Annotated in this window: 12 protein-coding genes; 10 read left to right on the plus strand and 2 right to left on the minus strand. The window is 63.2% G+C overall.

Translation table 11 applies throughout. From position 1 onward, the window contains the following. The first annotated feature begins 2 nt into the window (after positions 1 to 2). The 10 genes from DyAD56_RS08855 (at position 3) to DyAD56_RS08900 (ending at position 18,113) form a co-directional block, all read left to right on the plus strand. Positions 3 to 908, plus strand: a complete 906-nt coding sequence (locus DyAD56_RS08855) for a dihydrodipicolinate synthase family protein (protein ID WP_102302396.1) — start codon at positions 3 to 5, stop codon at positions 906 to 908. 1 nt (position 909) lies between these two features. After that, positions 910 to 2,502: an aldehyde dehydrogenase (NADP(+)) gene (locus DyAD56_RS08860; protein ID WP_102302397.1), complete on the plus strand. Its 1,593-nt coding sequence runs from the start codon at positions 910 to 912 to the stop codon at positions 2,500 to 2,502. Continuing rightward, positions 2,502 to 3,710: a Xaa-Pro peptidase family protein gene (locus tag DyAD56_RS08865; protein WP_102302398.1), complete on the plus strand. Its 1,209-nt coding sequence runs from the start codon at positions 2,502 to 2,504 to the stop codon at positions 3,708 to 3,710. Before DyAD56_RS08860 ends, DyAD56_RS08865 begins: the two co-directional genes overlap by 1 nt. 104 nt (positions 3,711 to 3,814) lie before the next feature. Next, entirely contained in the window at positions 3,815 to 5,569 is a 1,755-nt protein-coding gene (locus DyAD56_RS08870) for a DUF885 family protein (protein ID WP_102302399.1), read from the plus strand. Positions 5,570 to 5,641: 72 nt separating this feature from the next. Continuing rightward, positions 5,642 to 7,048 carry an amino acid permease gene (locus DyAD56_RS08875; RefSeq protein WP_102302400.1) on the plus strand — a complete coding sequence of 469 codons (1,407 nt, stop codon included), beginning with the start codon at positions 5,642 to 5,644 and terminating at the stop codon, positions 7,046 to 7,048. A 218-nt stretch (positions 7,049 to 7,266) separates the two neighbouring features. Next, complete coding sequence (locus tag DyAD56_RS08880) at positions 7,267 to 9,228, plus strand: glycoside hydrolase family 127 protein (protein ID WP_158241298.1); 1,962 nt, start codon at positions 7,267 to 7,269, stop codon at positions 9,226 to 9,228. Positions 9,229 to 9,404: 176 nt separating this feature from the next. Next, entirely contained in the window at positions 9,405 to 12,296 is a 2,892-nt protein-coding gene (locus DyAD56_RS08885; RefSeq protein WP_233202350.1) for a TonB-dependent receptor, read from the plus strand. A 246-nt stretch (positions 12,297 to 12,542) separates the two neighbouring features. Further along, the gene (locus DyAD56_RS08890) at positions 12,543 to 13,646 is read left to right on the plus strand and encodes a Glu/Leu/Phe/Val dehydrogenase dimerization domain-containing protein (protein WP_102302403.1); all 1,104 of its coding nucleotides are present in this window, start codon (positions 12,543 to 12,545) and stop codon (positions 13,644 to 13,646) included. Positions 13,647 to 14,697: 1,051 nt separating this feature from the next. Next, positions 14,698 to 16,848 carry a YccS family putative transporter gene (gene yccS / locus DyAD56_RS08895; protein WP_102302404.1) on the plus strand — a complete coding sequence of 717 codons (2,151 nt, stop codon included), beginning with the start codon at positions 14,698 to 14,700 and terminating at the stop codon, positions 16,846 to 16,848. A gap of 107 nt (positions 16,849 to 16,955) precedes the next feature. Beyond that, positions 16,956 to 18,113: an isovaleryl-CoA dehydrogenase gene (locus DyAD56_RS08900; protein ID WP_102302405.1), complete on the plus strand. Its 1,158-nt coding sequence runs from the start codon at positions 16,956 to 16,958 to the stop codon at positions 18,111 to 18,113. Positions 18,114 to 19,384: 1,271 nt separating this feature from the next. Here DyAD56_RS08900 and DyAD56_RS08905 read toward each other — a convergent pair. Both DyAD56_RS08905 and DyAD56_RS08910 read right to left on the minus strand, forming a co-directional pair. Next, a complete protein-coding gene (locus tag DyAD56_RS08905; protein ID WP_102302406.1) occupies positions 19,385 to 22,309 on the minus strand; it encodes a S8 family serine peptidase in 2,925 nt (974 codons plus the stop codon). Positions 22,310 to 22,497: 188 nt separating this feature from the next. Then, on the minus strand, positions 22,498 to 25,332 hold the full coding sequence (locus DyAD56_RS08910) for an autotransporter serine protease (RefSeq protein ID WP_102302407.1): 2,835 nt from the start codon (positions 25,330 to 25,332) through the stop codon (positions 22,498 to 22,500). Positions 25,333 to 25,549 lie beyond the last annotated feature (217 nt).

The following is a 25,549-nucleotide window of genomic DNA, read 5'->3' on the forward strand; positions in this document are numbered from 1 at the left end:
TCATGAGCAACGCATCCATCTGGCACGGCGTGATTCCCGCCATCACCACGCCGTTCACCGCCGACGGCCAGGTCGATCACGACTTCCTCGCCAAGCACGCACGCACGCTGATCGACAGTGGCTGCAAGGGCATCGTCCCGCTCGGTTCGCTAGGCGAAGCAGCCACGCTTTCGTTCGACGAAAAGCTGGACATCATCCGCACGCTGGTGAAAGCGCTCGACGGTCGCGCGCCGGTTATCCCGGGCATCGCCGCACTGTCCACCGATGAAGCCGTGCGCCTCGCGCGCCAAGCCAAGGCACTGGGCGCTTCCGGCCTGATGGTGCTGCCGCCGTATGTCTACTCCACCGACTGGCGCGAAATGGGTGCGCACCTGCGCGCCGTGATCGCCGCGACCGACCTGCCCTGCATGCTCTACAACAACCCCATTGCCTACAAGACGGATTTCTCGCCGGAACAGATCGCTGAACTCGCGCATGAATTCCCGAATGTGCAGGCGGTGAAGGAATCCTCTGGCGATGTGCGCCGCTTCGCCGCGCTGCGCTCGCTGCTGGGCAACCGCCTCGAGCTGCTCGTGGGCATGGACGACGCGATTGTGGAAGGCGTAGCGATGGGCGCGCGCGGCTGGATCGCGGGCCTGGTCAATGCGTATCCGAAGGAGTCCGTGAAGCTGTTCGAACTGGCGCGTGACGGTGGCGCCGATGCGGCGGCCGAATTGTATGCCTGGTTCCTGCCGCTGCTGCGCCTGGATACGGTGCCCAAGTTCGTGCAGCTGATCAAACTGGTGCAGGAAAAGGTCGACATGGGCAGCGAACGCGTGCGCGCGCCGCGTCTCGCCATGCACGGTGCCGAACGCGACGCCGCGATGCGCGTGATTGATCACGCCATCGCCCACACACCGGTGCTCTGACATGAATGCACAGCCTCTGCTGATCGGCGGCGAATGGCGTCAGGCGCGCGAGCTGCTCGGTGCCTTCCGAGCGGAAGACCCGACCACGGGCGACCCGATCGGGCCCGCGTTCCCGCTTTGTGGTGCGGCAGATTTGGAGGCGGCGATCAGCGCCGCCTCCGCCGTGGCCAACGAACTCGCCGCTGCGCCGCCTGAGCGCATCGCCGCGTTTCTTGAAGCTTATGCGGCAGGCATCGAGGCGAACGCCGAGGCGCTGGTCGATCTCGCCCACGCGGAAACGGCGCTGCCCAAGCAACCGCGACTCGCCACCGTGGAGTTGCCGCGCACCACCAACCAGTTGCGTCTTGCCGCAAAAGCGGTGCGCAGCTACGCATGGACCCAGCCGGTAATCGACACCGCCACCGGTCTGCGTTCACATCGCGCGCCGCTGTCCAAGCCGGTGCTGGTGTTCGGCCCCAACAACTTTCCGTTCGCGTTCAACGCCGTGGCGGGCAGCGACTTCGCTTCGGCCATCGCCGCACGCAATCCGGTGATCGCCAAGGCGCATCCCTCGCACCCGGCGACCAGCGAACGCCTCGCGCGCATCGCCTTGGTCGCGCTTCAACAGGCCGGGCTGCCGTCGGCTTCCGTGCAGTTGCTCTATCACTTCGATTACGCCGCAGGCGCGCGCCTCGCCGGTGATGCGCGTCTGGGTGCGGTGGGTTTCACCGGCAGCCGCGCGGGCGGACTGGCGCTGAAAGCCGCAGCCGACAAAGCAGGCATTCCCGCCTATGTCGAACTATCCAGTGTGAACCCCGTGTTCCTCCTGCCGGGTGCGTTGGCCGAACGCGGCACGGCGCTTGCGCAGGAGTTCTTCGCGTCTTGCACGATGGGCAGCGGCCAGTTCTGCACTAATCCCGGCGTGGTGATCGTGCCGCAGAGCGCCGACGGCGACGCCTTTGTCGCCACCGCAACGTCGCACTTCGCGGCGGCCGCACCCAGCGTGCTGTTCTCTCGTGGCGTGCTGGAGCACCTACAACACGGTGTGGCGACTTTGTGCGAGGCCGGTGCCGAGGTGCTTGCCGGCGGCACGGTGGGCGAGCCCGGCTTCCGCTATGCGCCCACGCTGCTGAGCGTGGATGCCGATACCTTCCTGCGCGCACCCAAGGCCTTGCAGACCGAGGCCTTCGGCCCTGTCAGCCTGCTGGTCCGCGTGCGCGATGTCGCGCAAATGGCGCAGGTGGCGCAGGCGTTCGAAGGCAATCTCACCGGCACGATCTACAGCGGCAACGATGGCAGCGACGACACGGCATGGCCGACCGTTGCCCATGCATTGCGCCCGCGCGTGGGGCGTCTGATCGGCAACCGCATGCCCACAGGCGTGGCGGTGAGCCCAGCCATGAACCACGGCGGCCCCTACCCCAGCACCGGCCATCCGGGTTTCACAGCGGTAGGCATGCCAGCGGCCATCACGCGCTTCACCGCGCTGCATAGCTACGACAACGTGCCCGAGACGCAGTTGCCGCACGAGTTGCGTAACGGCAACCCCAGCGGTATCGCACGTCTGGTGGATGGCGCGTGGCGCACGGACGATCTCGCTCACGGAGCATCGTGATGGGCACGCATGCACAGATCGGTGGACTCGATCCTGCACAGGCACGCGCCTCGCTCGTGGCTTTGCAGGACACCGCGCCACCGATCGACGCCAACGAGTACCAACGACGCATCGAGCGCGCTCGCGCCCTGTTGCGCGAGCAAGGCGTCGATGCCCTGCTGATCACAGCGGGCACCTCGCTGCGCTACTTCACCGGCGTACCGTGGGGCGCCAGCGAACGCCTCGTGGGCATGCTGCTCACCGCGCGTGGTGAGCCCATCGTGATCTGCCCCGGTTTCGAAGCAGGCTCGCTGAAGCCGGTATTGCGCATTCCGGCCGACGTTCGCTTATGGGAAGAACACGAGGATCCGCAGCAGCTCGTCGCTAACGCCTTGCGCGAGCGGGGCGCTGGCAGTCTGGCGCTCGACCCAGCCACACCGTACGTCGTGGCCGAGCGACTGCGCGCCGTGCTCGGCGGCAAGCCGCTGAGCGACGCCAGCGTCATCGTCGACAGCTGCCGTATGTGTAAATCATCGGCGGAACTGGCCTTGATGAAGCAGGCCACGGCGATGACGTTACACGTGCATCGCCTCGCTGCAGGGTTGATCCGGGAAGGCATCAGTCGCACCGAACTCGTGCGCTTCATCGACGACGCGCATCGTGCATTGGGTGCGGATAACGGCTCCACCTTTTGCATCGTGCAGTTCGGCCAGGCCACCGCCTATCCGCACGGCGTTCCCGGCGAGCAATACCTGCAACCGGGCGAACTGGTGTTGATCGACACCGGTTGCACCGTGCAGGGCTATCACTCGGATATCACTCGCACTTATATCTTCGGACAGCCGAGTTCGGAGCAGGCGCGCATCTGGGAACTGGAACAGGCCGCGCAGCGCGCCGCGTTCGAGGCCATACGGCCCGGGGTCGCTTGCGAAGCCGTGGATGCCGCTGCGCGGCGTGTGGTGGAAAAGGCCGGCCTGGGCCCGGACTACCGCTTGCCAGGCATTCCACACCGTACCGGTCATGGCTGCGGCCTGAGCATCCACGAAACACCGTACCTGGTGCGTGGCGACCACACGCTGCTGCAACCGGGCATGTGCGCCAGCAATGAGCCGATGATCGTGGTGCCCGACCGTTTTGGTGTGCGCCTGGAAGACCATTTCTACGTCACCGAGGACGGCGCTGCCTGGTTTACGCCGCCCTCACCCGCCATCGATCAGCCCTTCGCATGATCTCGACGCCACCATGTAGGCGCGCGCCCTGTGCACGACCGTCTCCTCGCGACGTGTCAAGCACAAGGTGCGCTCCTGCCGGTGCATACACCTAGGACAGCGACATGAAGCCTCTCATCCTCGCCCTTGCCTGCACACTCTGGCTTGCCGCCACGCTGCCGGCACACGCAGACGACGACACCACCACCCGCTTCCATACGATCTACACACGGGAGTGGGCCTGGCGACAAGCGCAGTTCAAGGGGGAGGATGACGAAGACAGCCACGACAGCGCGCTGGCCGATCACCTGCCCAAGGTCGACGCCGCCACGCAGGCCGAGCGCGAACGCTACTGGGCCGACGTGCTGAAACAGCTCGATGCGATGTCGCCCACCCAATTGCATGGCGATGATCCAGTCAACTACGCCGTCTACCGCAACCAGATCCAGACATTGCTGGCCGACCAGCAATTCCACACCTGGGAAATGCCGTTCAATAGCGACTCGGCGTTCTGGACCAACCTGGGCTTCACCGCGCGCCGCACGCTGCGCACGGCGGACGATTACCGCCACTACATCGACCAACTGAAGGACATTCCGCGCTATTTCGATGAGCAGACCGCCAACATGCGGGCGGGCCTTGCCCGTGGCTTCAGCGTGCCCCGCGTGACGCTGACCGGGCGCGATCAGTCCATCGCTGACGTGGCGAATGCCAAGGGCGACGACAACCTGTTCTACACGCCGTTCCGCAAGATGCCATCCATTATCCCGGCAAGCGAACAAGCGCAGTTGCGCGCGCAGGGCCGTGATGCCATCCAGCGCTCGGTGATTCCCTCCTACGCGAAGTTGCTGGACTTCATGCAAAACACGTACATGAAGCAGGCGCGTACCACGCTCGCGGCGGAAGCCATGCCGGAGGGCAAAGCGTTCTATCAATCGCAGATCCGCGAGTTCACCACACTGGACATGACGCCGGATGCGATTCACGGCCTGGGTCTCAAGGAAGTGGCGCGTATCCATCAGGAGATGGATGAAACCATCCACGACAGCGGCTTCAAGGGTAGCTTCCCCGAGTTCCTGCATTACCTGCGCACGGATCCCAAGTTCTACCCGAAGACGCCCGACGAACTGCTCAAGGACGCCGCGTGGATCGCCAAGCGTGTGGACGGCAAGATCGGTAACTACATCGGCCGCCTGCCGCGGCAGCGCTTCGCTATCGAGCCGGTGCCCGCCGATCTGGCCCCGTTCTACACAGGCGGGCGCGGTGGCCCGGGCATCTATCTGGTGAATACCTATGACCTGCCGTCGCGCCCGCTGTACTCGCTCACCGCGCTGACGTTGCACGAATCAGCGCCGGGTCATGCCCTGCAGATGCCGCTGGCCGCCGAACACGAAGGCTTGCCGGACTTCCGTCGCTATACCTACATCTCCGCTTACGGCGAAGGCTGGGCGCTCTACTCCGAGCGACTAGGCGTAGAGATGGACATGTATGACACGCCCTACGATCGCTTCGGTTATTTGAGCTATCAGATGTGGCGCGCCTGTCGCCTGGTGGTGGACACCGGCATCCACCACAAGGGTTGGACGCGCGAGCAGGCTCAGGCCTTCATGCGCGACAACACCGCGCTCAGCGAGCACGAAATCGAGACCGAGGTGGATCGCTACATCGCATGGCCGGGCCAGGCGCTGTCGTACTACCTGGGCGAACTCGCCATCGTGGATGCACGTACCAGGGCGGAAAAAGCGCTCGGGGAGCGCTTCGACCTGCGCGCCTTCCACGACACGGTGCTCTCGCTCGGCTCGGTGCCACTGCCGGTATTGCAGCAAGAGGTGGACAAGTTCATCGCAAGCGGCGGCAAGTCACCGTACGCCACAAAGTAGTTCAGCGAGACAAGACCGGGCGCCACACCCGGCGCCCGCATAACCAGAACATAGTTTGGCGGGGAGACACCGATGAGCCTGATCAACGACATGCTGCGACGAAAGCCCGTGGAATTGCTCCAGGGTGATGCAGCGAGGGGTGGTAGCGGCTTGCGCCGTGTACTGGGCCTATGGCAACTCACCGCCATTGGCCTCGGCGGCATCATCGGCGTGGGCATCTTTGTGCTCACCGGCACCGTGGCTGCGACGCAAGCAGGCCCCGCGGTGCTGCTGTCTTTCATCATCGCTGGCATCGCCAGTGCGGCGGCAGCGTTGTGTTACGCGGAGTTCGCGGGACTCATCCCGGTGTCCGGCAGCGCCTATACCTACGGTTACGCGGTGCTGGGCGAGTTCGCCGGCTGGATCATCGGCTGGGACTTGTTGCTCGAATATGCCTTGATCGCCGCCGTGGTTGCGGTGGGCTGGTCCGGCTACATGCAGGCCCTGCTCGACGCAGCTGGCATACCGCTGCCCGTGTGGGCTCAAGGCGCATGGGGAAGCGCACCGGGCTGTGTCGTGAACCTTCCGGCCATCGCCATTTCGATGCTCATGACCGCGCTGCTCGCCGTGCGTATGGAATGGGGTGCGCGCTTCAATACGCTGATCGTAGCGATCAAGATCGCCGGTGCGGCGCTGATCGTCATCGCGGGTGCGGCCTATGTGAAGCCGGAGCGCTGGCATCCCTTCATGCCGTTCGGCATGCATGGCGTGGTGACGGGCGCGGCCGTGGTGTTCTTCGCCGTGTTCGGTTACGACATGCTCACCACCGCCGCGGAGGAATCGCGCAACCCGCAACGCGACCTTCCCCGCGCCGTGCTGCTCTCGCTGGGCATTGCGATGATCCTCTATATCGCCATCTGCCTCGTGCTCACCGGCATCGTGCCGTATACGACGCTGGACAATGCAGCACCGGTGGCGAACGCGTTCACCCGCATCGGGTTGCCGTGGGCGATGGTGGTGATTTCGCTGGCATCGGTCTGCGGCATCACCAGTGTGATCTTTGCCAACCTGATGGCAGGCGCACGCATCGGCTTCAGCCTGGGCCGCGACGGCCTGCTGCCAAGCTGGTTCGCTGCCGTGCATCCACGCTGGCGCACGCCACATCGTTCCACGTTTCTACTCGGTGGCGTCACGACGATAGCGGCGGGACTCTTTCCCCTTGGCGAACTGGCCAAGCTGGTAAATATCGGCGTACTTGGCGCGTTCATCGTGATCTGCTCGGCGGTGGCCGTGCTGCGCTGGCGCCAACCCGAACTGCATCGCCCTTTCCGTACGCCACTAGTACCGCTGATACCACTGATCGGCGTGGGCTTCTCTTGCTGGCTGATCTGGGGGCTGCCGATGATCACCTATATCCGTTTCACCATCTGGTTGGTGCTTGGCTGCGTGCTGTACCTGGCCTACGGGCGTCGCAACAGCCGTCTCGCTGCTGCCAGCTAACACGAAACGCACGGCGATCACGTGTCACGTCCATAGTTTCGCGTGTATCTATGCGCGCGAAACGCACGAAAGAACGTCGTCGTAAAACTGTGCGGAATTCCGCACGCGATTCCCGCAAATGACACAAGACGATTTGCCTATGTGACGGCAGGATGAAATACAGAGCGGTGGAGTGCATCACCGCCACACGAGATGCTCAGACTGGTCGGGGAGGCCACATGCCTGAACGCGTCGATCACCGCAGACGCTTTCTGAAGCGCGCAGCGACGACGCTGGCGTCGCTCGCGGTCTTGCCGAAAGCGATGGCGCTTGCGCCGGACGTGGCCGATACGGCTACGCCTGCAACCCCTGGCTTTGCGCCTGGCGTGCAGGATCAGCCAGTTCGTCGTGTGTATCCCTTCGATCTGCGCCAGGTGCGCTTGCTCGACAGCGACTTCTCCCGCGCAGCGGCGAATAATCAGCGTTACCTCCACACACTTCCCGTCGACCGACTTGTCCACACGTTCCGTGTGCAGGCGGGGATTCCGTCCAGCGCCAAACCGCTCGGTGGCTGGGAGAAGCCCGATTGCGAATTGCGCGGTCACTTCACGGGGGGCCACTATCTTTCAGCAGTGGCTATCGCCTATGCGACCACGGGCGATCAGGAGTTGAAGCAACGTGGTGATGAACTGGTTGCTGCGCTGGCAGCCTGCCAACAACCCAACGGCTATCTCAGCGCGTTTCCGTCGAGTTTCTTCGACCGACTGAGCAGCGGCCAGAAGGTGTGGGCGCCGTTCTACACGATCCACAAGATCCTCGTCGGCATGCTCGACATGCACGAGTACGCCGGCAATGCGCAGGCGTTGCAGGTCGCCGTGGGCATCGGCAATTGGACGGTGCGCTGGCTCAACGGCTTCTCCGACGCGGAGATGGCGCACATCCTCAAGACCGAATACGGCGGCATGAACGACGGCCTGTATCGGCTCTATGCGATCACCGGCAATGGGCGCTATCTCGATGCCGCCCATCGTTTTGATCAGGCATCACTGTTCGATCCGCTGTCAGCGCATCGCGACGAATTACAGGGACTGCACAGCAATACGCAGATACCAAAAGTCCTTGGTGCTGCGCGCCGCTACGAATTGACTGGCGAACCACGCTACCGACGCATCGCCGAGTTCTTCTGGGAAACGGTGACGCGCAATCGCAGCTATGCCACGGGTGGTTCGAGCAACGACGAGTTCTGGAACACACCGCCCGGTGATCTCAAAGGCCAGCTTGGCCTATACAGCGCCGAGTGCTGCGTGGCGTACAACCTGATGAAACTGACGCGCCATATCTATGCGTGGAACGGTGACCCACGCGCGTTCGATTATTACGAGCGCACGCTCTACAACGCGCGCCTGGGCACCCAGGATGGGGACGGCATGAAGCTGTACTACTACCCGTTGCAGCCAGGCGCCGCGAAGTTCTACAACTCGCCCACGGACTCGTTCTGGTGCTGCACCGGCACTGGCGCCGAGGAGTTCGCTCGCTTCAACGACAATATTTACTTCCGCGACCACGACGATCTGTACGTCAACCTGTTCATACCGTCGGAATTGGATTGGAAGGAACGGAAGCTGCGACTGCGCCAGGAAACCGCGTTCCCGCGCGAACCACTCACAAAGTTGAAGCTGTCTCTTGCCGCGCCCACCACGTTTGCATTGAACCTGCGCGTGCCGAGCTGGATCGGCAGCGGTGCTCGCGTACGTATCAACGACCAGCCGCTCGATGTGTTTGCCTCGCCCGGAAGCTATCTGACACTCCAGCGCGAGTGGCATGACGGTGATCGCGTCGAGATGGACCTTCCCATGCGCCTGAGTACCGAATCCCTACCCGGTGACGACAACCTGCAGGCCACGCTCTACGGTCCGCTGGTGCTCGCGGCGCGCCTGGGCGACAAGGGCCTGACTCGCGACATGCAGTACTGCGGTTACGACGCGGCGCCCAAGCCCGAACCGAAGCCGTGGCCCGCACCGCGGGTCACCGCGAGCGGTACGAATGAGGCGACCTGGATGAACGTGCTGTCGGCGCAGGATCTGCGCTTCGAAGCACAAACCCGCGACGGCAAGCTGCCGGTCGCACCACTCAATCAAGTGCATGGCGAGCGTTACGCCGTGTACTGGCAAACGGAACCCGGCGCACTCGGCAACAGCTGAGGACGCCAACCCGCCCGCCGCCATCACGGCGGGCAGTCACGGAGTGCACTCGGCGCTCGCGCGCCGCCGCGCCTCTACAACGGCAAAACGATTCGGTTGGGCTTGCCCGACACGGCGCCGTGTTGCCTGCAGAAATAGCTCCCGAGCCCATGCCGACCTGTCACGCGAGGAACTCCATGCATCGCACGTACGACCAGCCGCCCACGTTCCGACCTAAACCGCTCACGCTTGCCCTGATGGCGCATCTCGCGATCATGGCCGTACTGGCGCCCACTATCGTTCACGCACAGGACGCCGCCCCACCCGCCGACAACGCGCCGGCCACCACTGACAAGGCCAAGACACTCGAAAGCGTCACCGTCACCGGCTCGCGCATCCGCCGCGTGGACGTGGAAACCGCCAATCCCGTGGTAACAGTCGACCGTTCGCAGATCGCAGCCAGCGGCAAAGCTACGCTGGGCGACATTGTGCAGGAGCTGCCATCGATCGCCGGCAACGCTACCAACGCCAACACCAACAATGGTGGTGGCACCGGCGCCGCCACGATTTCGCTGCGCGGCATGGGTGACAAGCGCACCCTCATCCTGGTGAATGGTGTGCGCCTGGCCTACAACGACGTCAACAGCATTCCGGCCAACATGATTGACCGCGTTGAAGTGCTGAGCGACGGCGCCTCGGCCATTTACGGTTCGGACGCCATTGGCGGGGTGGTGAACTTCATCCTGCGGGACAAGTTCGACGGCGTGCAGTTCTCCGGCGATTTCGGCGAGAGCAGTCACAGCGACGGCTTCCGCCGCAACTTCTCGCTTACCGCAGGCCATACAGGCCAGCGTGGCAGCATCGTGGCGGGCATCAACCACCAAAGCTTGGATGCGGTTTCCGCCAGCTCTCGCGCGTTCTCGCGCGATGCCCTCAACCTCACTGGTGGGCAGGTGATCGTCAGCGGATCCTCCGCCACGCCATCGGGCTCGATCACCCTGCCCCGTTCGGTCGCCGGCCAGATCGGTTGTGGCTCGCGCGTGTCGCTCAACCCTGGCGTGAGCGGTGCCACCGCGCTCAACAACTATCACTGCTACAGCAACGCCGATACCTATAACTACCAAGGCGACAACATTCTGCAGACGCCACAGGAGCGCAACAGCCTCTTCCTGATTGGCAAGTACAAGCTGACGGACGCCGTCGAGGCGTACGCCAACTTCTACTACACCAAGACCCAGTCGGATTCGCAGATTGCGCCCGTGCCGGTGTTCGCTAATGGCGATAACTTCGTGGTCTCCGCGCAGAACTATTACAACCCCTTCGGCGTGAACTTCGGTACGGATCGTGTGACCGGAGACAACTACGGCGACTTCAATACGCGCTTCACCACGCTGGGCTACCGTCGCTATCAGTACAAGACCTACAACATGCAGTTCACGCCGGGCCTGCGCGGTAACTTCGGCGATAGCTCCTGGCAATGGGACACCAACTTCAACTACGGCAAGGTGCGACAGAAGTCCGTCAATTACGGCTTTCTCGACTATGCGCAACTGCAGCAGGGGCTGGGGCCATCCTTCCTCGATGCGTCCACCGGCAAGGTCACTTGCGGCACACCCGGCGGCCCGATTTCCGGTTGCACGCCGATCAATATCTTCAACGTCAACGATCCGACCACCATTGCCGCGCTGCGCGATATCCAACGCAACCCAACGGCCACCAATGACTACATCGTCAAGCAGTTCGAGGCCAACGCGAACGGCAACCTGTTCAGCCTTCCCGCTGGCGAGGTGAGCCTTGCTACAGGCGTGTCCTATCGCAAGGAGAGCACATCCACCTGGACCGATCCGCTGGCGGTCGGTGATGCCAACGGTCTTTGCGGCATCGTGGAGTTTTGTACCTCGGTGCTTTCGGGCAGCTTCAACGTGAAGGAAGCCTATGCGGAAGCGCTGTTTCCCCTGCTTGCGGACAAGCCTTGGGCACAAGCGCTGAACATCACCATCGGCTCGCGTTATTCCGACTACAGCACGGCAGGTAGCAATACCAGCAGCAAGGTTGCACTGGAGTGGCGCCCCATACAGAACCTGTTGCTGCGCGGCACCGTATCCCAAGTGTTCCGCGCCCCGAACATCAACGAACTGTATTCGGGCATTGCCAACGATTCGCCGACCGTCAACGATCCCTGCAATTTCTACACAGGCGGCCACGCACAGGCCTGCGCCAACGTGCCCGTGGATGGCAGTTACCAGCAGGCTAATCCACAGATCTCCGCGAAGACCTCGGGCGCGGTGCCGGCCGGCTATCAGCTCAAGCCCGAGCAGGGAAAATCGTTCGACTTCGGCGTGGTGTACGACCCGCAATGGCTGCCGGGCCTGTCGATGAGTGCGGACGTATGGCGCATCAACCTCAACGACACCATTACCGCGATTTCGGCACAGACCGTGCTCAACCAGTGCTACGCCAACGCAGCCAGCCCGTTCTGCAACTTCATCCACCGCTTTGACACCGGCAACATCAACTACGTGTCGGAGCCCACGGTGAACCTCGGCGCGCTATCCACCAAGGGCGTGGATGGCACCCTGGCCTATCGCTTCGACGAAACCCGCTTCGGCCGCTTCAACGCACGCCTCGATTGGACCTACGTAGCACGCTATGACGTCAACCCCGACCCGGCGGACCCCACCGCGGTCACCATCCACAACGCCGGCAAGTACACCTACGCCTATGGCAACTTCCCCCGCTGGCGTGGGCTGGCCACGCTGAACTGGATCCGCGGCCCGTGGAGCGCGAGCTGGCGCATCCGCTATATCGGCCGCACGCAGGTGGGCAGTGCCGACGAACAGCAGCAGCTATCGGCCGACCTTTCAATACCGGCGGTAGTGCGCAGAGTGGGCGCGTATGCGTACCACAACGTGCAGGCCGGCTACGACTTCGCCCCCTGGCACACGCGGCTGGACCTGGGCGTCGACAACGTGACCAACAAACAACCGCCCCTGCTCTACCAGAACAATGTGACGAACTCGAACACCGACGTAGCAACCTACGACGTGATGGGTCGGTACTACTGGCTCAGGGCAACCGTGACGTTCTGACGCCCCCTGGCGTACGGGGTTACGGAAAATTTCTCCGTACGCCAACCACTTGCGGCATCGCAACAAGCCTTGCCCCGGGGACGTACTAGACTATTCAACTAAATTCATCGCCCCGACCACTGGTCGGGGTTTTGACTTTAAGGCTTTAGTTGTTAGTCCCGGCGGGGTCGCACTGGATCGAACCCCGCCTCCATTCCTGCGGATGCCCGTCCCCACAGCACCGCCAAACATGGAGTCTCCGTTCCAATGATTTTCGAAACCATCGCCAAAACGGGTCACGAAGAAGTCGTCTTCTGTCATAACCAGGACGCCGGCCTCAAGGCCATCATCGCGATCCATAACACGGTGCTGGGCCCCTCGCTCGGCGGCCTGCGCATGTGGCCGTACAAGAGTGAGCAGGACGCGGTGAACGACGTGCTGCGCCTGTCGCGCGGCATGACCTACAAGAACGCCGTTGCCGGCCTGAATCTGGGCGGCGGCAAGGCCGTGATCATCGGCGATCCGAGCAAGGACAAGTCCGAAGCGCTGTTCCGCGCCTTCGGCCGCTTCGTCAACTCGCTCAACGGCCGCTACATCACGGCCGAGGACGTCGGCATCGACGTCAACGACATGGAATACGTGTTCCGTGAAACCGAATACGTGACCGGCGTGCACCAGGTGCACGGCGGTTCGGGCGACCCGTCGCCGTTCACCGCGTTCGGCACCTTGCAGGGCCTGATGGCCGCGCTGCAGGTCAAGCACGGTAACGAAGACGTGGGCAAGTACAGCTACGCCGTGCAGGGCTGCGGCCACGTGGGCAGCGAGTTCATCAAGCTGCTGCGCGAACAGGGCGCCAAGGTGTTCGTCACCGACATCAACAAGGATGCCGTGCAGCGTTGCGTGGACGAGCTGGGCTGCGAAGCCGTGGGCCTGGACGAGATCTACGACGTCGACGCCGACGTGTACTCGCCGTGCGCACTGGGCGGCACGCTCAACGAGCAGACCATCGACCGCATCAAGGCGAAGATCATCTGCGGCGCAGCCAACAACCAGCTGGCCACCGACGCCATCGGCGACGAACTGCAGCGTCGTGGCGTGCTGTACGCGCCGGACTATGCGGTGAACGCGGGCGGCGTGATGAACGTGTCGCTGGAAATCGACGGCTACAACCGCGAGCGCGCCATGCGCATGATGCGCACGATCTATTACAACCTGGGCCGCATCTTCGAAATCTCGAAGACGCAGGGCGTGCCGACCTACAAGGCCGCTGACCGTCTGGCTGAGGAGCGCATCGACGCTATCGGCAAGATCAAGCTGCCGAGCATGGGCAACCATGGTCCGCGCTTTGCTGGTCGCATGCGCGGTCAGTAAGTTTCGTGGTTGTTGGTTTGATGGAGACGCCGGCTTTGTGCCGGCGTTTTCTTTTTGGTGTGTGGGGTGATGAGGTGGCGCAGGCTTTGCTCCCTCTCCCTTTCGGGGAGAGGGTTGGGGTGAGGGGTGGGTGCTCGCCTCAGCGTTTCATCTTTAGCCGTCATCCCGGCGCAGGCCGGGATCCAGGGCCTCGGTGTTTGATTGTCGCGTTGGGGCGACCTGGCCGCCTACGCGGCGGGCGTTTCGACCTTCTGCCGAAGGCCGAGTCACTTTTCTTTGCTTGCCCAAAGAAAAGTAACCCAAAGAAAGGGCACCCCGGATGAGGCGCCTTGCGGGCTTCGCCCTCCAGGTACGCGGTCGGGTTCCGGGCTTTTCGACGGGGCTCCTGCCCCGGCGAAAAGGAATCGGCATCCATGCCGATTCCCCTGCGGGCCTTTTCTCCACCCGCCCGCCGCCTCATACGGGGCCCGGAAGATCAAGAGCGCCGAGCCGAAGGCTCGTGCAGCTTCGCTGCACATCGCATCGCGGCAGGTCGCGTTGCTCCTGCCCTAGAGCAGAGAGCCAGTACACAAAGCCAAGGCAGTAGACGGAGACGATGCCGTTACGTGGTGAGTTCTCCACACCGGTCGGGAAGCCTAGCGTCCCTTTTGCCTAGCCTCTGCGATCGGGAAGCGTAGCGATGCCTGCTTTAAGCCCTCTCCGTGACGGCGCGTTCGGCAGGAGGTCGAAACGCCCGCTGCGTAAGCGGCCAGGTCGCCGCCACGCGGCAATCAAGCGATACCGCTACTGGACCCCGGCCTGCGCCGGGGTGACGGCTAAAGATGAAGCGATAAGGCGAGCACCCGACCTTTACCCCCTTTTCGGGGCTCACCCCAACCCTCTCCCCAAAGGGGAGAGGGAGCCGGCATGAGGCGTCCCAAGCGCTTCGCGTCTACGCCCCTTCCAAACGGTCGGCCCCATGACAACGCCAAGCGCAACAACGCCACCACCCAGAACATCCCCAACCAAACGCCATCCAAACAAAAAAACAGCCACATCGTATCCTCACACCATGCTCAACTCCCTCACCCTCCGCTGGCGCCGCCTCCGCGGCTCCGACCGCTACGCCGAATGCCTGCGCGTGCTGCTGGCCCTGGGTGGCGCGGTTGCCTGGTGCTTCGGTACTGGCCACGCCGAGGAAGTGGTATCGATCCTGCTTGGCGTCATCGCCTGCGCGTTGGCCGAAACGGAGGACCACTGGCGCAACCGCCTGACCACGCTGCTGCTGACGTTGACTTGCTTCGCCATCTCGGCCTTTGCCGTGCAATGGTTGTTTCCCTACCCCCTTCTGTTTGCCGTGGGTTTGCCGCTATCCACCTTTGCGCTGGTCATGTTGGGCGCGGCCAGCGAACGCTATGCCACGGTGGCTGGCGCAACCCTGTTGCTCGCTGTTTACACCATGATCTGCGCGGATCAGGCACGCATCGGCCCCTGGTGGTATCAACCCTCGCTGCTGCTCGCCGGTGCCGCGTGGTATGGCGTGCTTTCTCTGTTGTGGAGCCTGTTGGCACCACAGCAGGCGGTGCGTTTGTCGCTGGCGCGGCTATTTGATGCTCTTGCTGATTACCTTGAAGGCAAGGCCGCCTTGTTCACGCCGGTTCACGGTGTCGATCGCGAGGCGATGCAATGGTCGCAGGCGATGCAGAATGAACGTGTGGTCGAAGCGATGAACGACACGCGGCTGATGCTGGTCGACCGCATTGGCGCCCGGCGCCCGCGTGGTCAGACGGCCGAACGCCTGCAGCTGTATTTCCTGGCGCAGGATATCCACGAGCGCATCAGCTCGGCGCACTATCCGTACGATGCCCTCGCCGAATCGCTGTTCCATAGCGACGTACTTTTCCGCTGCGAACATCTATTGCGACTGGAGGCAGGTACTTGCCGGCAGCGCGCTGATGCGATGCGTCTGCGCACCCATCCTCGAACGAATGCGGATAGCGAAGCTTCCGTGCGCGACCTGCAGGATGCGCTCATAGCGCTGCGCGAGCAGGCGCACCCACCCGCGGCACACTTGCTTCGCTCCGTGGACGCACTGGTGCGCAATCTGACCGCCATCCAGCAGCGACTGGCCAACGATACGTCCGAGGAACTGCCTACAAACAAGCGAGAACGCGTACTGCAGGATCCCGCGCCTCAATCGTTGGGCGATGCATGGGACCGCATTCGCATGCAGCTCACGCCGCGCTCGTTTCGCTTTCGCCACGCGATTCGCCTGGCGCTGGCACTGCTGGTGGGCTACGCCGTGCTGCATGCGGTGCACCCCAAGCATGGTTACTGGATCCTGCTGACCACCCTACTGGTTTGCCAGCCAAGCTACGGCGCCACGCGCCTGAGGCTGGCCCAGCGCGTGGCGGGCACGGTCGCTGGCCTCGTGCTCGGTTGGGCCACGCTCCAATTGGTGCCGTTTGGCCCATGGCAAATGCTGTTGATCGTTGTTTCCGGCGTGACATTCTTCGCCGCCCGCTTGCGTCGCTACGCCACGGCAACGACTGCCATCACTCTGTTTGTAGTGCTCTGTTTCAACCAGGTGGGCAGCGGATACGACGCGATGTTGCCTCGCCTGCTCGACACCCTCATCGGTACCGCGATTGCCGCACTCGCTATGCGATGGGTACTGCCCGATTGGCAAGGTCGGCGTTTCGACGACGTACTCGCGGACATGGTGCGCACCGACGCGCGCTACCTTGAGCAGATCATTCGCCAATACGCCAGCGGCCGCCGCGACGATCTCGACTACCGCATCGCGCGTCGTGATGCACACAACGCAAGCGCCGCGCTCAGCGCCGTGCTCGCCAACATGTTGCGCGAACCCGGCCAACATCAGCGCGGTACGGAGACACTACTGCGCTTTCTCTCCGCTGCCCATCTCTTGCTCGGTCAACTCTCCGCGCTTGGCGTGAACAGAGCAGCCATCGCCTCACCAACCGCCAGCGAAGCTGTGACCAAAGCGGGCAAGACCACCGCGGATGCATTGGCACAGTTGGGGGATGCATTGGCCAACGGTCTTGCCGCGCAGGACAGTACCGACGATACCGCCCTGCTGGAGCCACTCGCTGCGCATATCGATGATGAAACCGCTCGGCTCGTGCTGGGCCAGCTCATGCAAATCCTCGTTCAGCGTGATCGACTCGCCGAACTTGCCAATACGCTGAATCCGGCCTGAGGCCTTGTGCCGCTTTCGCGGGGCGGCCATGGTTGTGCGTCGCGCAACGGCTTGTAACGAGCGGCGCGGTACCATGATCACCTTCTGCAATTCCGGAGTTTGTAGGTATGCGTCCGTTCCCGCTGGGTGAAGAGATCGATCTGCTGCGCGAAAGCGTGCACGCGTTTTCGGAAAAAGAGATCGCGCCCCGCGCCGACCATATCGACAGGGACAACCTGTTCCCCGCCGACTTGTGGCGCAAGTTTGGCGACATGGGACTTCTTGGCATCACTATCCCGGAAGAGTACGGCGGCACTGGTATGGGCTTCCTCGCGCACATGGTGGCGATGGAGGAGATCTCGCGCGCGTCCGGCTCGGTCGGTCTTTCCTATGGCGCGCATTCCAATCTGTGCGTGCAGAACATCTACCACAACGGCAACGAAGCGCAGCGACGCAAGTACATCCCGAAACTGTGCTCAGGCGAGTATGTGGGCGCGTTGGCGATGAGCGAACCGGGCGCCGGCTCCGACGTGGTCGGCTCGATGATCTGCAAGGCGGAGAAGAAGGGCGACGTATGGGTCGCCAATGGCTCCAAGATGTGGATCACCAATGGTCCCGACGCCGACGTGTTGCTGGTCTATATGCGCACCGCGCCGCGTCCCGCTGGCAGTCGCTGCATGACGGCCTTCATCATCGAAAAGGGCATGAAGGGTTTCAGCACGGCGCAGAAGCTCGACAAGCTCGGCATGCGCGGCTCCAACACTTGCGAACTGGTGTTCGAGGATTGCGAGATCCCCGAAGAGAACATTGTCGGTGAAGTGAACGAAGGCGTGCGCGTGCTGATGAGCGGCCTGGACACCGAACGCCTCGTGCTATCGGGCGGCCCCATCGGCCTGATGCAGGCGGCGCTGGATATCTCCCTGCCTTACGTGCGCGAGCGCAAGCAGTTCAACGCACCCATCGGCACCTTCGGCGTGATGCAGGCGAAGATCGCCGACATGTACACCGCACTGCAGAGTTCGCGCGGTTTTGCTTACATGGTGGCGCAGCAGTTCGACAATAACGTGAAGTCGCGCATCGATCCTGCGGCGTGCCTGCTCAACGCTTCGCAAAATGCGGTGAAGGTGACGTTGGAAGCGATCCAGACGCTGGGTGGCAACGGTTATATCAATGAGTTCCCGGCAGGTCGCCTGCTGCGCGATGCGAAGCTTTATGAGATTGGTGCGGGCACGAATGAGATTCGCCGGATGTTGATTGGGCGGGAGTTGTTTCACGGGAAGGCGTGATGGTTGTTGCTGCTTTCTGTTGATTTGGGAAGTGGGTGACTGGGTCTGTGGTTGGGTTGCTTCGCCACAGGTCGATGCGCTTGGATGTTTTGCTCCCTCTCTCCTTCGGGGAGAGGGTTGGGGTGAGGGGTGGGTGCTCGCCTCAGCGTTTCATCTTTAGCCGTCATCCCGGCGTAGGCCGGAAGCGCTTTTCAACAGCCGAATGGCTGGTCATCCAGTGACATTGCTTTCGGTTGTCGCGTGATCGCGATCTGGCTCGCCTGCCGCGGGCTTTCGACCTCCTACCGGAGGCCGAGTCACTTTCTCTTGCATGCCCAAGAGAAAGTAACCAAAGAGAAGGGCACCCCCACTTGGCGCTGGCCGGCTGCGCCGGCCAGTTCGTGAGGGGCGGCCGGGCTTTTCGACAGGGCTCCTGCCCTGACGAAAAGGAATCAGCATCCATGCCGATTCCCCTGCGGGCCTTCTCGTCCACCCCTCACCGCCGCACAGGGGGCCCGGTAGATCAAATGCGAGAGCGAAAGCGCACGGCTTGTGCAGCAGAGCTGCACATCGCGCTGATGCGTAGAGGACTTGAAGCGGGCTTCGCTACGCTTTTGATCGCTTGGACTAGGGAAAGCTGACGCTGCGCTTCTCGATCGGTGCGGGGAACTCGATGTGTAACGACATAGCTTTTCGCTTTTGCTTTCGCATTGCGCCCTAGAGCAGAAGCAAGGCGACCTGCCACGACGCGATGTGCAGCGCAGCTGCACGAGCCGTCCGCTTTCGCTTTTGATCTTCCGGGCCCCGTATGAGGCGGCGGGCGGGTGGAGAGAAGGCCCCGCAGGGGTGGCTGGCAGGGATGCCAGCCACTTTTCGCCGGGGCAGGAGCCCCGTCGAAAAGCCCGGAACCCGCACGCGTACCTGGAGGGCGAAGCCCGGAAGGCGCCTCATCCGGGGTGCCCTTTCTTTGGGTTACTTTTCTTTGGGCAAGCAAAGAAAAGTGACTCGGCCTTCGGCAGAAGGTCGAAACGCCCGCCGCGTAGGCGGCCAGTTCGCCGTAACGCATGAGGCGACAGTCGATCACTGACGCAACTGGATCCCGGCCTCCGCCGGGATGACGGCATCAATGAAACGATAAGGCGAGCACCCGCCCCTCACCCCAACGCTCACCCCGGAGGGGAGAGGGAGCGGGCATAAGGCGTCCCAAGCGTTTCGCGCTTATAAAGAACTGAGGTAACCCCCACGCTTCGCGTCTCCCTCACCAAAACAACGCGGAAGCAACCATCTCAAACTCAGAAATTCAACCGATAGTTGAGCATCCCCATCATCCCCTGACCGTTCTGCCCAAAATACTGATCCATCCCGAACTGCAAGCTCGACCGCGCCGACATCGTCCAATCCAGCGACAACCCCACCTGCCCCTCGTAGCGCGATACGCCCACGCCCCCTACCGGTGCCCACTGATCCACGCCGGTAAAACTCGCGTCGAACACATCACCATTCACGGCGAACGCCTGCTGCCATTGCATCCGGCCCTGCAGATTGAGGCTACCGCCGCCGGCGAGTGACCACTCGTGACCGGCACGCACGCCGACGCCGGCTTGCCACCGCTCCACGTTTTGCGTCCCGGACTTCAGGCCAAAACCGTAGCCGCCCAGCTCGTTGAAGCCGTCACGCTGGATATGTGCGTACTGCATGTTGGCGTAAGGCGTGAACTGCACACCGCCGAGCGATGCGCGATAGCCACTTTCGCCATAAGCCACGGTGTAGCGACCGTTGGTGTCACTGGCCACGCCCGCGAAATCGCTGCCCAGTTCGAGATGACGCCGCATGTTTTCTCGGTAGGTGCCATACCCAAGCCGGCCCATGGTGTACCAGTTGTCCTGTACTACGCCGCCGTACAGCATGCCTTCGACGGCGTTGCTGGTGCCTTGGTCTGCATACTCCGCGAGGCGGCCCAGGCCTTGGCTCTGGCTCAGCGCGAAACCCACCACGCCGTTGCTGCCCAGCTTGCGATCCTGGCCTGCCATCCAGCCGCTGAGGTCGTAACCGACGTCGCCGTAACCGCTACGGCTCATGCTGCCGTGATAACCCAGTGTCTGTGCCCAGCCGCCGGTGGCGTGCGTGTCGACCAGCCCGTCGAAGTGATCGGACAGCGCGCGCGTGCCCGCATCGATCGCCTCAAACGTCATTGCCGTACTGGCAGCGTGCAACTGGCCGGAGAGACTTTCCAACGAGCGTTGCAGCGCGGCGGTCGACTGCGTTTGCTGAAGATTGGCCGCGCCCTCGACGAAACCGGTAGGCGCCGGGCCACTGCCCGACGTCGAGCCACCCTGTGCGAGCTGTGCGTTGATGGCGCTGAAGGCATTGTCCACGCGCTGCGCCGCGCTGTACGAGGCCGGGGTGTAGTTCATGCCGCTAACGGCACTGGCCTGCACCTGGGTGACGTTCAACCAGGCGTTGTTGGTGTCATAGCCGGGCGTAGCCGACAGCAACACGCCCGGCGCTACATCGAGTCCGGTGAACTGCCCCGTCAACCCACCCTTCGCCGTAAGCACGGTGGTGTGCGCATTGACGACGTAGCCCTGCATGGCGCCGATGACGTAGAGATTGCCGCCGGCGAGCACGGCCTTGCCATCGACATTGAGGGTGCGCCCCAGTTCCAACGCGAGCCGCCCCGTCTGGCCGTCGGTGGGGGTGAAGCCCTGGTAGTAGCTGCCGCTGATGTGTACGTCGCCGCCAGCAACGACCAGGGTGCCGAGGTTTTGGACGTCCGCGCCGAAACTGTGTGCGCCGGTCATGACGGCGTCGACGTTGTCGATGTAAAGCGCACCGGCGAGCGATGGCGCGGCCAACGTGCCGTGCACAATGTGCGTATCACCCTGATAGCTCGGCGCCTGTGTCAGCGTGAGCGTGCCGGCACCATCCTTGGTGAGGCCGCCAGCGCCGCTGATGGCGTTGCCCCAGGTGGAGTTGGTATTGAGCGTGGCGTTGAACGTACCCCAGTCAAACTTCCCGGGGCCCTTCACTGCGTTGCCCACATCGAGCATGCCGTAGCCAAACACCGGATCAACGCCGGGTGCACCGAGATCGTCGGCTGTGCCAAGCAGCGTCTGCCGCACCTGATCGTTGGTGAAGTACGGGAAGGCCTGCCACACCAGCGCGGCTGCACCGGAAACCGCTGGCGCCGCGAACGAGGTGCCGCCGACAATCCAGTAGCTTTGCTTGGAGGTGGTGTCGTCTTTGCCGCTGACGATGACTTCACCGGGCGCCGCCAGGCAGTAATGCATGGCGACGCCGCACTTGTTGGAATAGCTCGACAACTGCGTGGGGTTATTGCTGTTCACCGCCACGACGGCCAGCCAACCTTTTTCGAGGTCCTGCGCGCCGGGCATGCTCGGCAGTGCCGCCGTCGTGCTGGGATTGGCCTGCGAATCGTTACCTGCCGCGAACACGACAAGGCCACCCCACGTATTGACGTAGGGGCTGTAGGCGTCGTGAAACGCCTTGGTGGTCGCCGTGTCGCTGGCATTCCAGGTAATGCCGCCCCAGGAATTGTTCATGACCTTGACGTGGGCGTTGATAAGGTCAGCGTTGATGGACTGCAGGGACAGCCCGGTCGATGGGGTCACCGTGGAAGGTGCCGTGCTGCCGTTGTCGTCGCCTGCGTTGTCGGGAAGGATGCGGGCCGACACCAGCGACGCGCCCGGCGCGATGCCGCCAGCGAATTTGCCGAAGGCGCTGCCCGCCGCGATCTCGGACACCCACGTACCGTGGCCGATGACGTCGTCCACCGACAGGTTGTTGGTGCTGGGGTCGATGTAGGTCAGCTCTTTGGTGACCTTGCCGGCAAGCGCGGGGTTACTGCGCATGATGCCGGTGTCGACCACGCCGATCGTCACACCGGTTCCGATGAACCCTGCCTTCTGGGCCGCATAGGTGTTGGTCAGCGACAGCTGCGCATCGGCTGGCGGCGTAGGCGGCGGTGGCGTGGTCGGTGGTGTCGTGGGCGGGGTCGTGGGCGGGGTCGTCGGCGGCGTGCTGCCACCGCCCTGGCCGGGCGAAGGTGGCTGGTAGCCAGGACTAGGTGGCGTGTAAGGCGAAGCCGGCTTGACGTTGCCATTGCCGCCACCGCCGCCGCAGGCACTCAGGCCCAGCGCCATCCACACAAACACACTCACCTGGCGAAAGCGCATTCCGCCCAGACCACCGTCCATAGTTCCCCCTGCACGCCCTTGCTGGGCATCCGATGCTTCCCCTAGCGCCGCGGTCCATTACTGGACTCCGCCAGCACTTCCTTTCGGAATCATCGCACAAGGTTACGGAAAAAATGCGGCACGCATCATAGGCCGAAAGCCTATCCCCTGGGCGCAGGTTTATACGGCGCCAGTAGCGGCAGCCGTCGTCAGAAGGCGAGTCGGTAGGCCAACGTATCCATCTTGCCGTGCTCATGCTGGGCGACGTACTGGTCCAGGCCCAGTGACAGACTGGCCCGTCGCGAGATGCTCCAGGCCAGATTCAGGCCGGCATCACCGCCATAGCGGGACAGCCCGATGCCTCCCACCGGCGCCCACTGATTGAGCACCGCGAAGCTGGCGTCGAGTACATCGCCACGCATGCTGAAAGCCCTCTGCCACAACAGGTGCGCCTGGAGGCTCAAGCGGCTTCCGCCAGACATCGTCCAATCACTCCCTGCACGGAGGCCGGCACCGGCTTGCCAGCGTTCAATCGCCTGCGCCGCGGCTTTCAACCCAAAGCCATCACCGCCTAGTTCATCAAACCCATCGGTGCGGATGTTGGCGTACTGCAGGTTCATGTACGGGGTGACGTTTACCCCGCCCCACTGCATGCGGTAGCCGCTTTCACCGTAGGCGACGTCGTAGGTTCCGTTGGTGTCGTTGGCGACGCTCTCGACGTCGCTGCCCAATTCAAGATGGCGACGCATGTCTTCGCGATACGTGCCCATGCCGAGGCGGCCCATCGCATACCACTGGTTCTGGACGATGCCGCCGTAGAGCATGCCCTCTACAGCGCGGCTGCGTCCCTGGTCGGCGAATTCGTCCAGTCGCCCAAGATCCTCGCTCTGGCTCACCGCAAAACCCAACACGCCGTTGCTGCCGAGGCGGCGATCCTGACCCACCATCCAGCCACTCAGGTCGTAGCCCACATTGTTGTAGCCGCTGTGGTCCATGCTGCCGTAGCTGCCCAGGTTCTGTGTCCAACCACCTGTGGCGTATACGTCGCCCAGTTGGTCGAAGCGTTGGGACAAGGCGCGCGTGCCTGCATCCATCGCGTCGAAGGTCATTGCCGCGCTCGCTGCGTGCAACTGGCCCGACAGCGAGTTCAACGACTGCTGCAAGGCGCTGGCCGTGGCCGTCTGCTGCAGGCTCGCCGCGCCGCTGATGAAGGAGCTCGGCAATGGATTCCCCGTCACCGTCGCACCCGAACCCACCTGCGCATTGATCTGGCTGAAAGCGGCGTCGACGCGCTGCGCCGCGCCGAACGATGCCGGCGTATAGGTGACGCCAGTGACCGCAGACGCCTGTACCTGACTTACGTTCAACCACGCATCCGTGGCGTTGTAGTTGAGCTGGGCATTGAGCAGGACGCCGGTTGCCACATTCAACGCCGAGAACGTACCGGAGATACCGCCATTAGCCGTCAGGACGTCCGTATGCGTGTTGGCCTGGTAACCCTGGTTGATGCCGGTGACATACAAGTCACCACCGGACAGCGTGGCGGTGCCGCTCACCCGCAACGCTGATCCCAGCGATACCGCAAGGCGACCCGCGCCCTGTTGCACGTAATTACCGCCTACCGTGGTATCCGTGCCCGCCATAGCAAGCACGCCCGCGTTGGTCACCGAGCCGCCGATCGCCGGCGTTGAACTCAGCACGCCTTGCGCTCCGATGCTCACACTTGATGCCAGCGATGCGGCCACCAGCATGCCGCCCTGCACCTGCGTCAAGCCGGTGTAGCTGGACGGTTGCGTCAGCGTGAGCGTGCCGGTGCCCTGCTTGATCAAGCCGCCAGCGCCAGAGATCGGATTGTTCCAGCTAGAGGTGCCGCTGAAACTCACGGTGACATCACCCCAGTTGAATTGCTCGGGGCCATTCACCGCCTTGCCGACGTCGAGTTCACCGTAACCGAAGGTCGCGTTGGGTTGCGAGCCGCCGAGCGGATCCGCCGTACCCAGCAAAGTTTGTCGCACCAGATCATTGGTGAAGTACGGATAGGCCTGCCACACCAGTGCCGCCGCGCCCGATACCTGCGGCGCCGCGAGTGAAGTGCCTTCGACAATCCAGTAGGTTTCGTTGCTGGTGCTGGTGTCGCTTTTGCCGCTCACGATCACATCGCCTGGCGCTCCCAGGCAGTAGTTCATCGCGATGCCGCACTTGTTGGAGTAACTGTCCAGTTGCGCTGGGCTGTTGCTGTTGACCGCGACGACCACTAGCCAACCCTTCTGGAGATCGGGCGCCAGACTCGGCAGCGCCGCGATGGTGCTCGGATTGGCTTGCGAGTCATTGCCCGCGGCGAACACCACTAGACCACCCCAGCTATTGATGAAGGGGCCGTATGCGTTGTCGAAAGCCTGCGTTGTCGCCGTATCCGTCGAGGCCCAGCTGATGCCACCCCAGGAGTTGTTCATCACCTTCACGCCGTTAGCGATCAGGTCCGCATTCACCTGCCCCAGGGGGATCGCATCGGAACCCGTCACCGGTGCCGATGCAGTGGAACCGTTATCGTCCGGCGCGTTGTCGTCAATGATGCGCGCCGACACGATATCCGCACCCGTCGCGATGCCGCCGGCAAATTGCCCGAACGGCTTGCCTGCCGCGATCTCTGCCACGTAGGTGCCATGGCCATTGACGTCGTCGATGCTGAGATTGTTGGTGCTCGAATCGACATAGGTCAGCTCTTTGATCACACGCCCCGCCAGCGCCGGGTGTGTGGCCATCACGCCGGTATCCACGATGCCGATGGTGACGCCCGCCCCGGTATAGCCAGCACTGTGCGCGGCATAGGTGTTGGTCAGGCTCAACTGCGCATCGATGGGCGGCTGAGGCACCGAGGACGACGAGGGTGGTGTCGACGGCGGCGTCGAAGGTGTCGAGGGCGGGGTGGCCGGCTGGCTGGGCTTTGTATTGCCACCCCCGCCACCGCAGGCGCCCAGGCCAAGCGCCAGCCATACCAGCACCGCCCCGCGGCGGTAGCGCAAACCGTGCATCACCGTATGCATAAAGGCCCCCGCCCCTATTGGGATCTGTCGACACTGGTTCGTCAGAGTACGGGCGCGGCCCCCTATCAAACTGCCGCGCACGTCCCCATCTTTACACAACGAAATCGCAACTAAACACCGTCAGAATCGCACTGTGATCGCAAATATGACCGGTTTGCCCCGGTCATTGGCGGGCTGCGATAATCGGCGGACTCAACCGGGGCATGACCCCTTCAAG

The sequence above is a fragment of the Dyella sp. AD56 genome, assembly GCF_002878475.1.
Taxonomy (GTDB): Bacteria; Pseudomonadota; Gammaproteobacteria; order Xanthomonadales; family Rhodanobacteraceae; genus Dyella.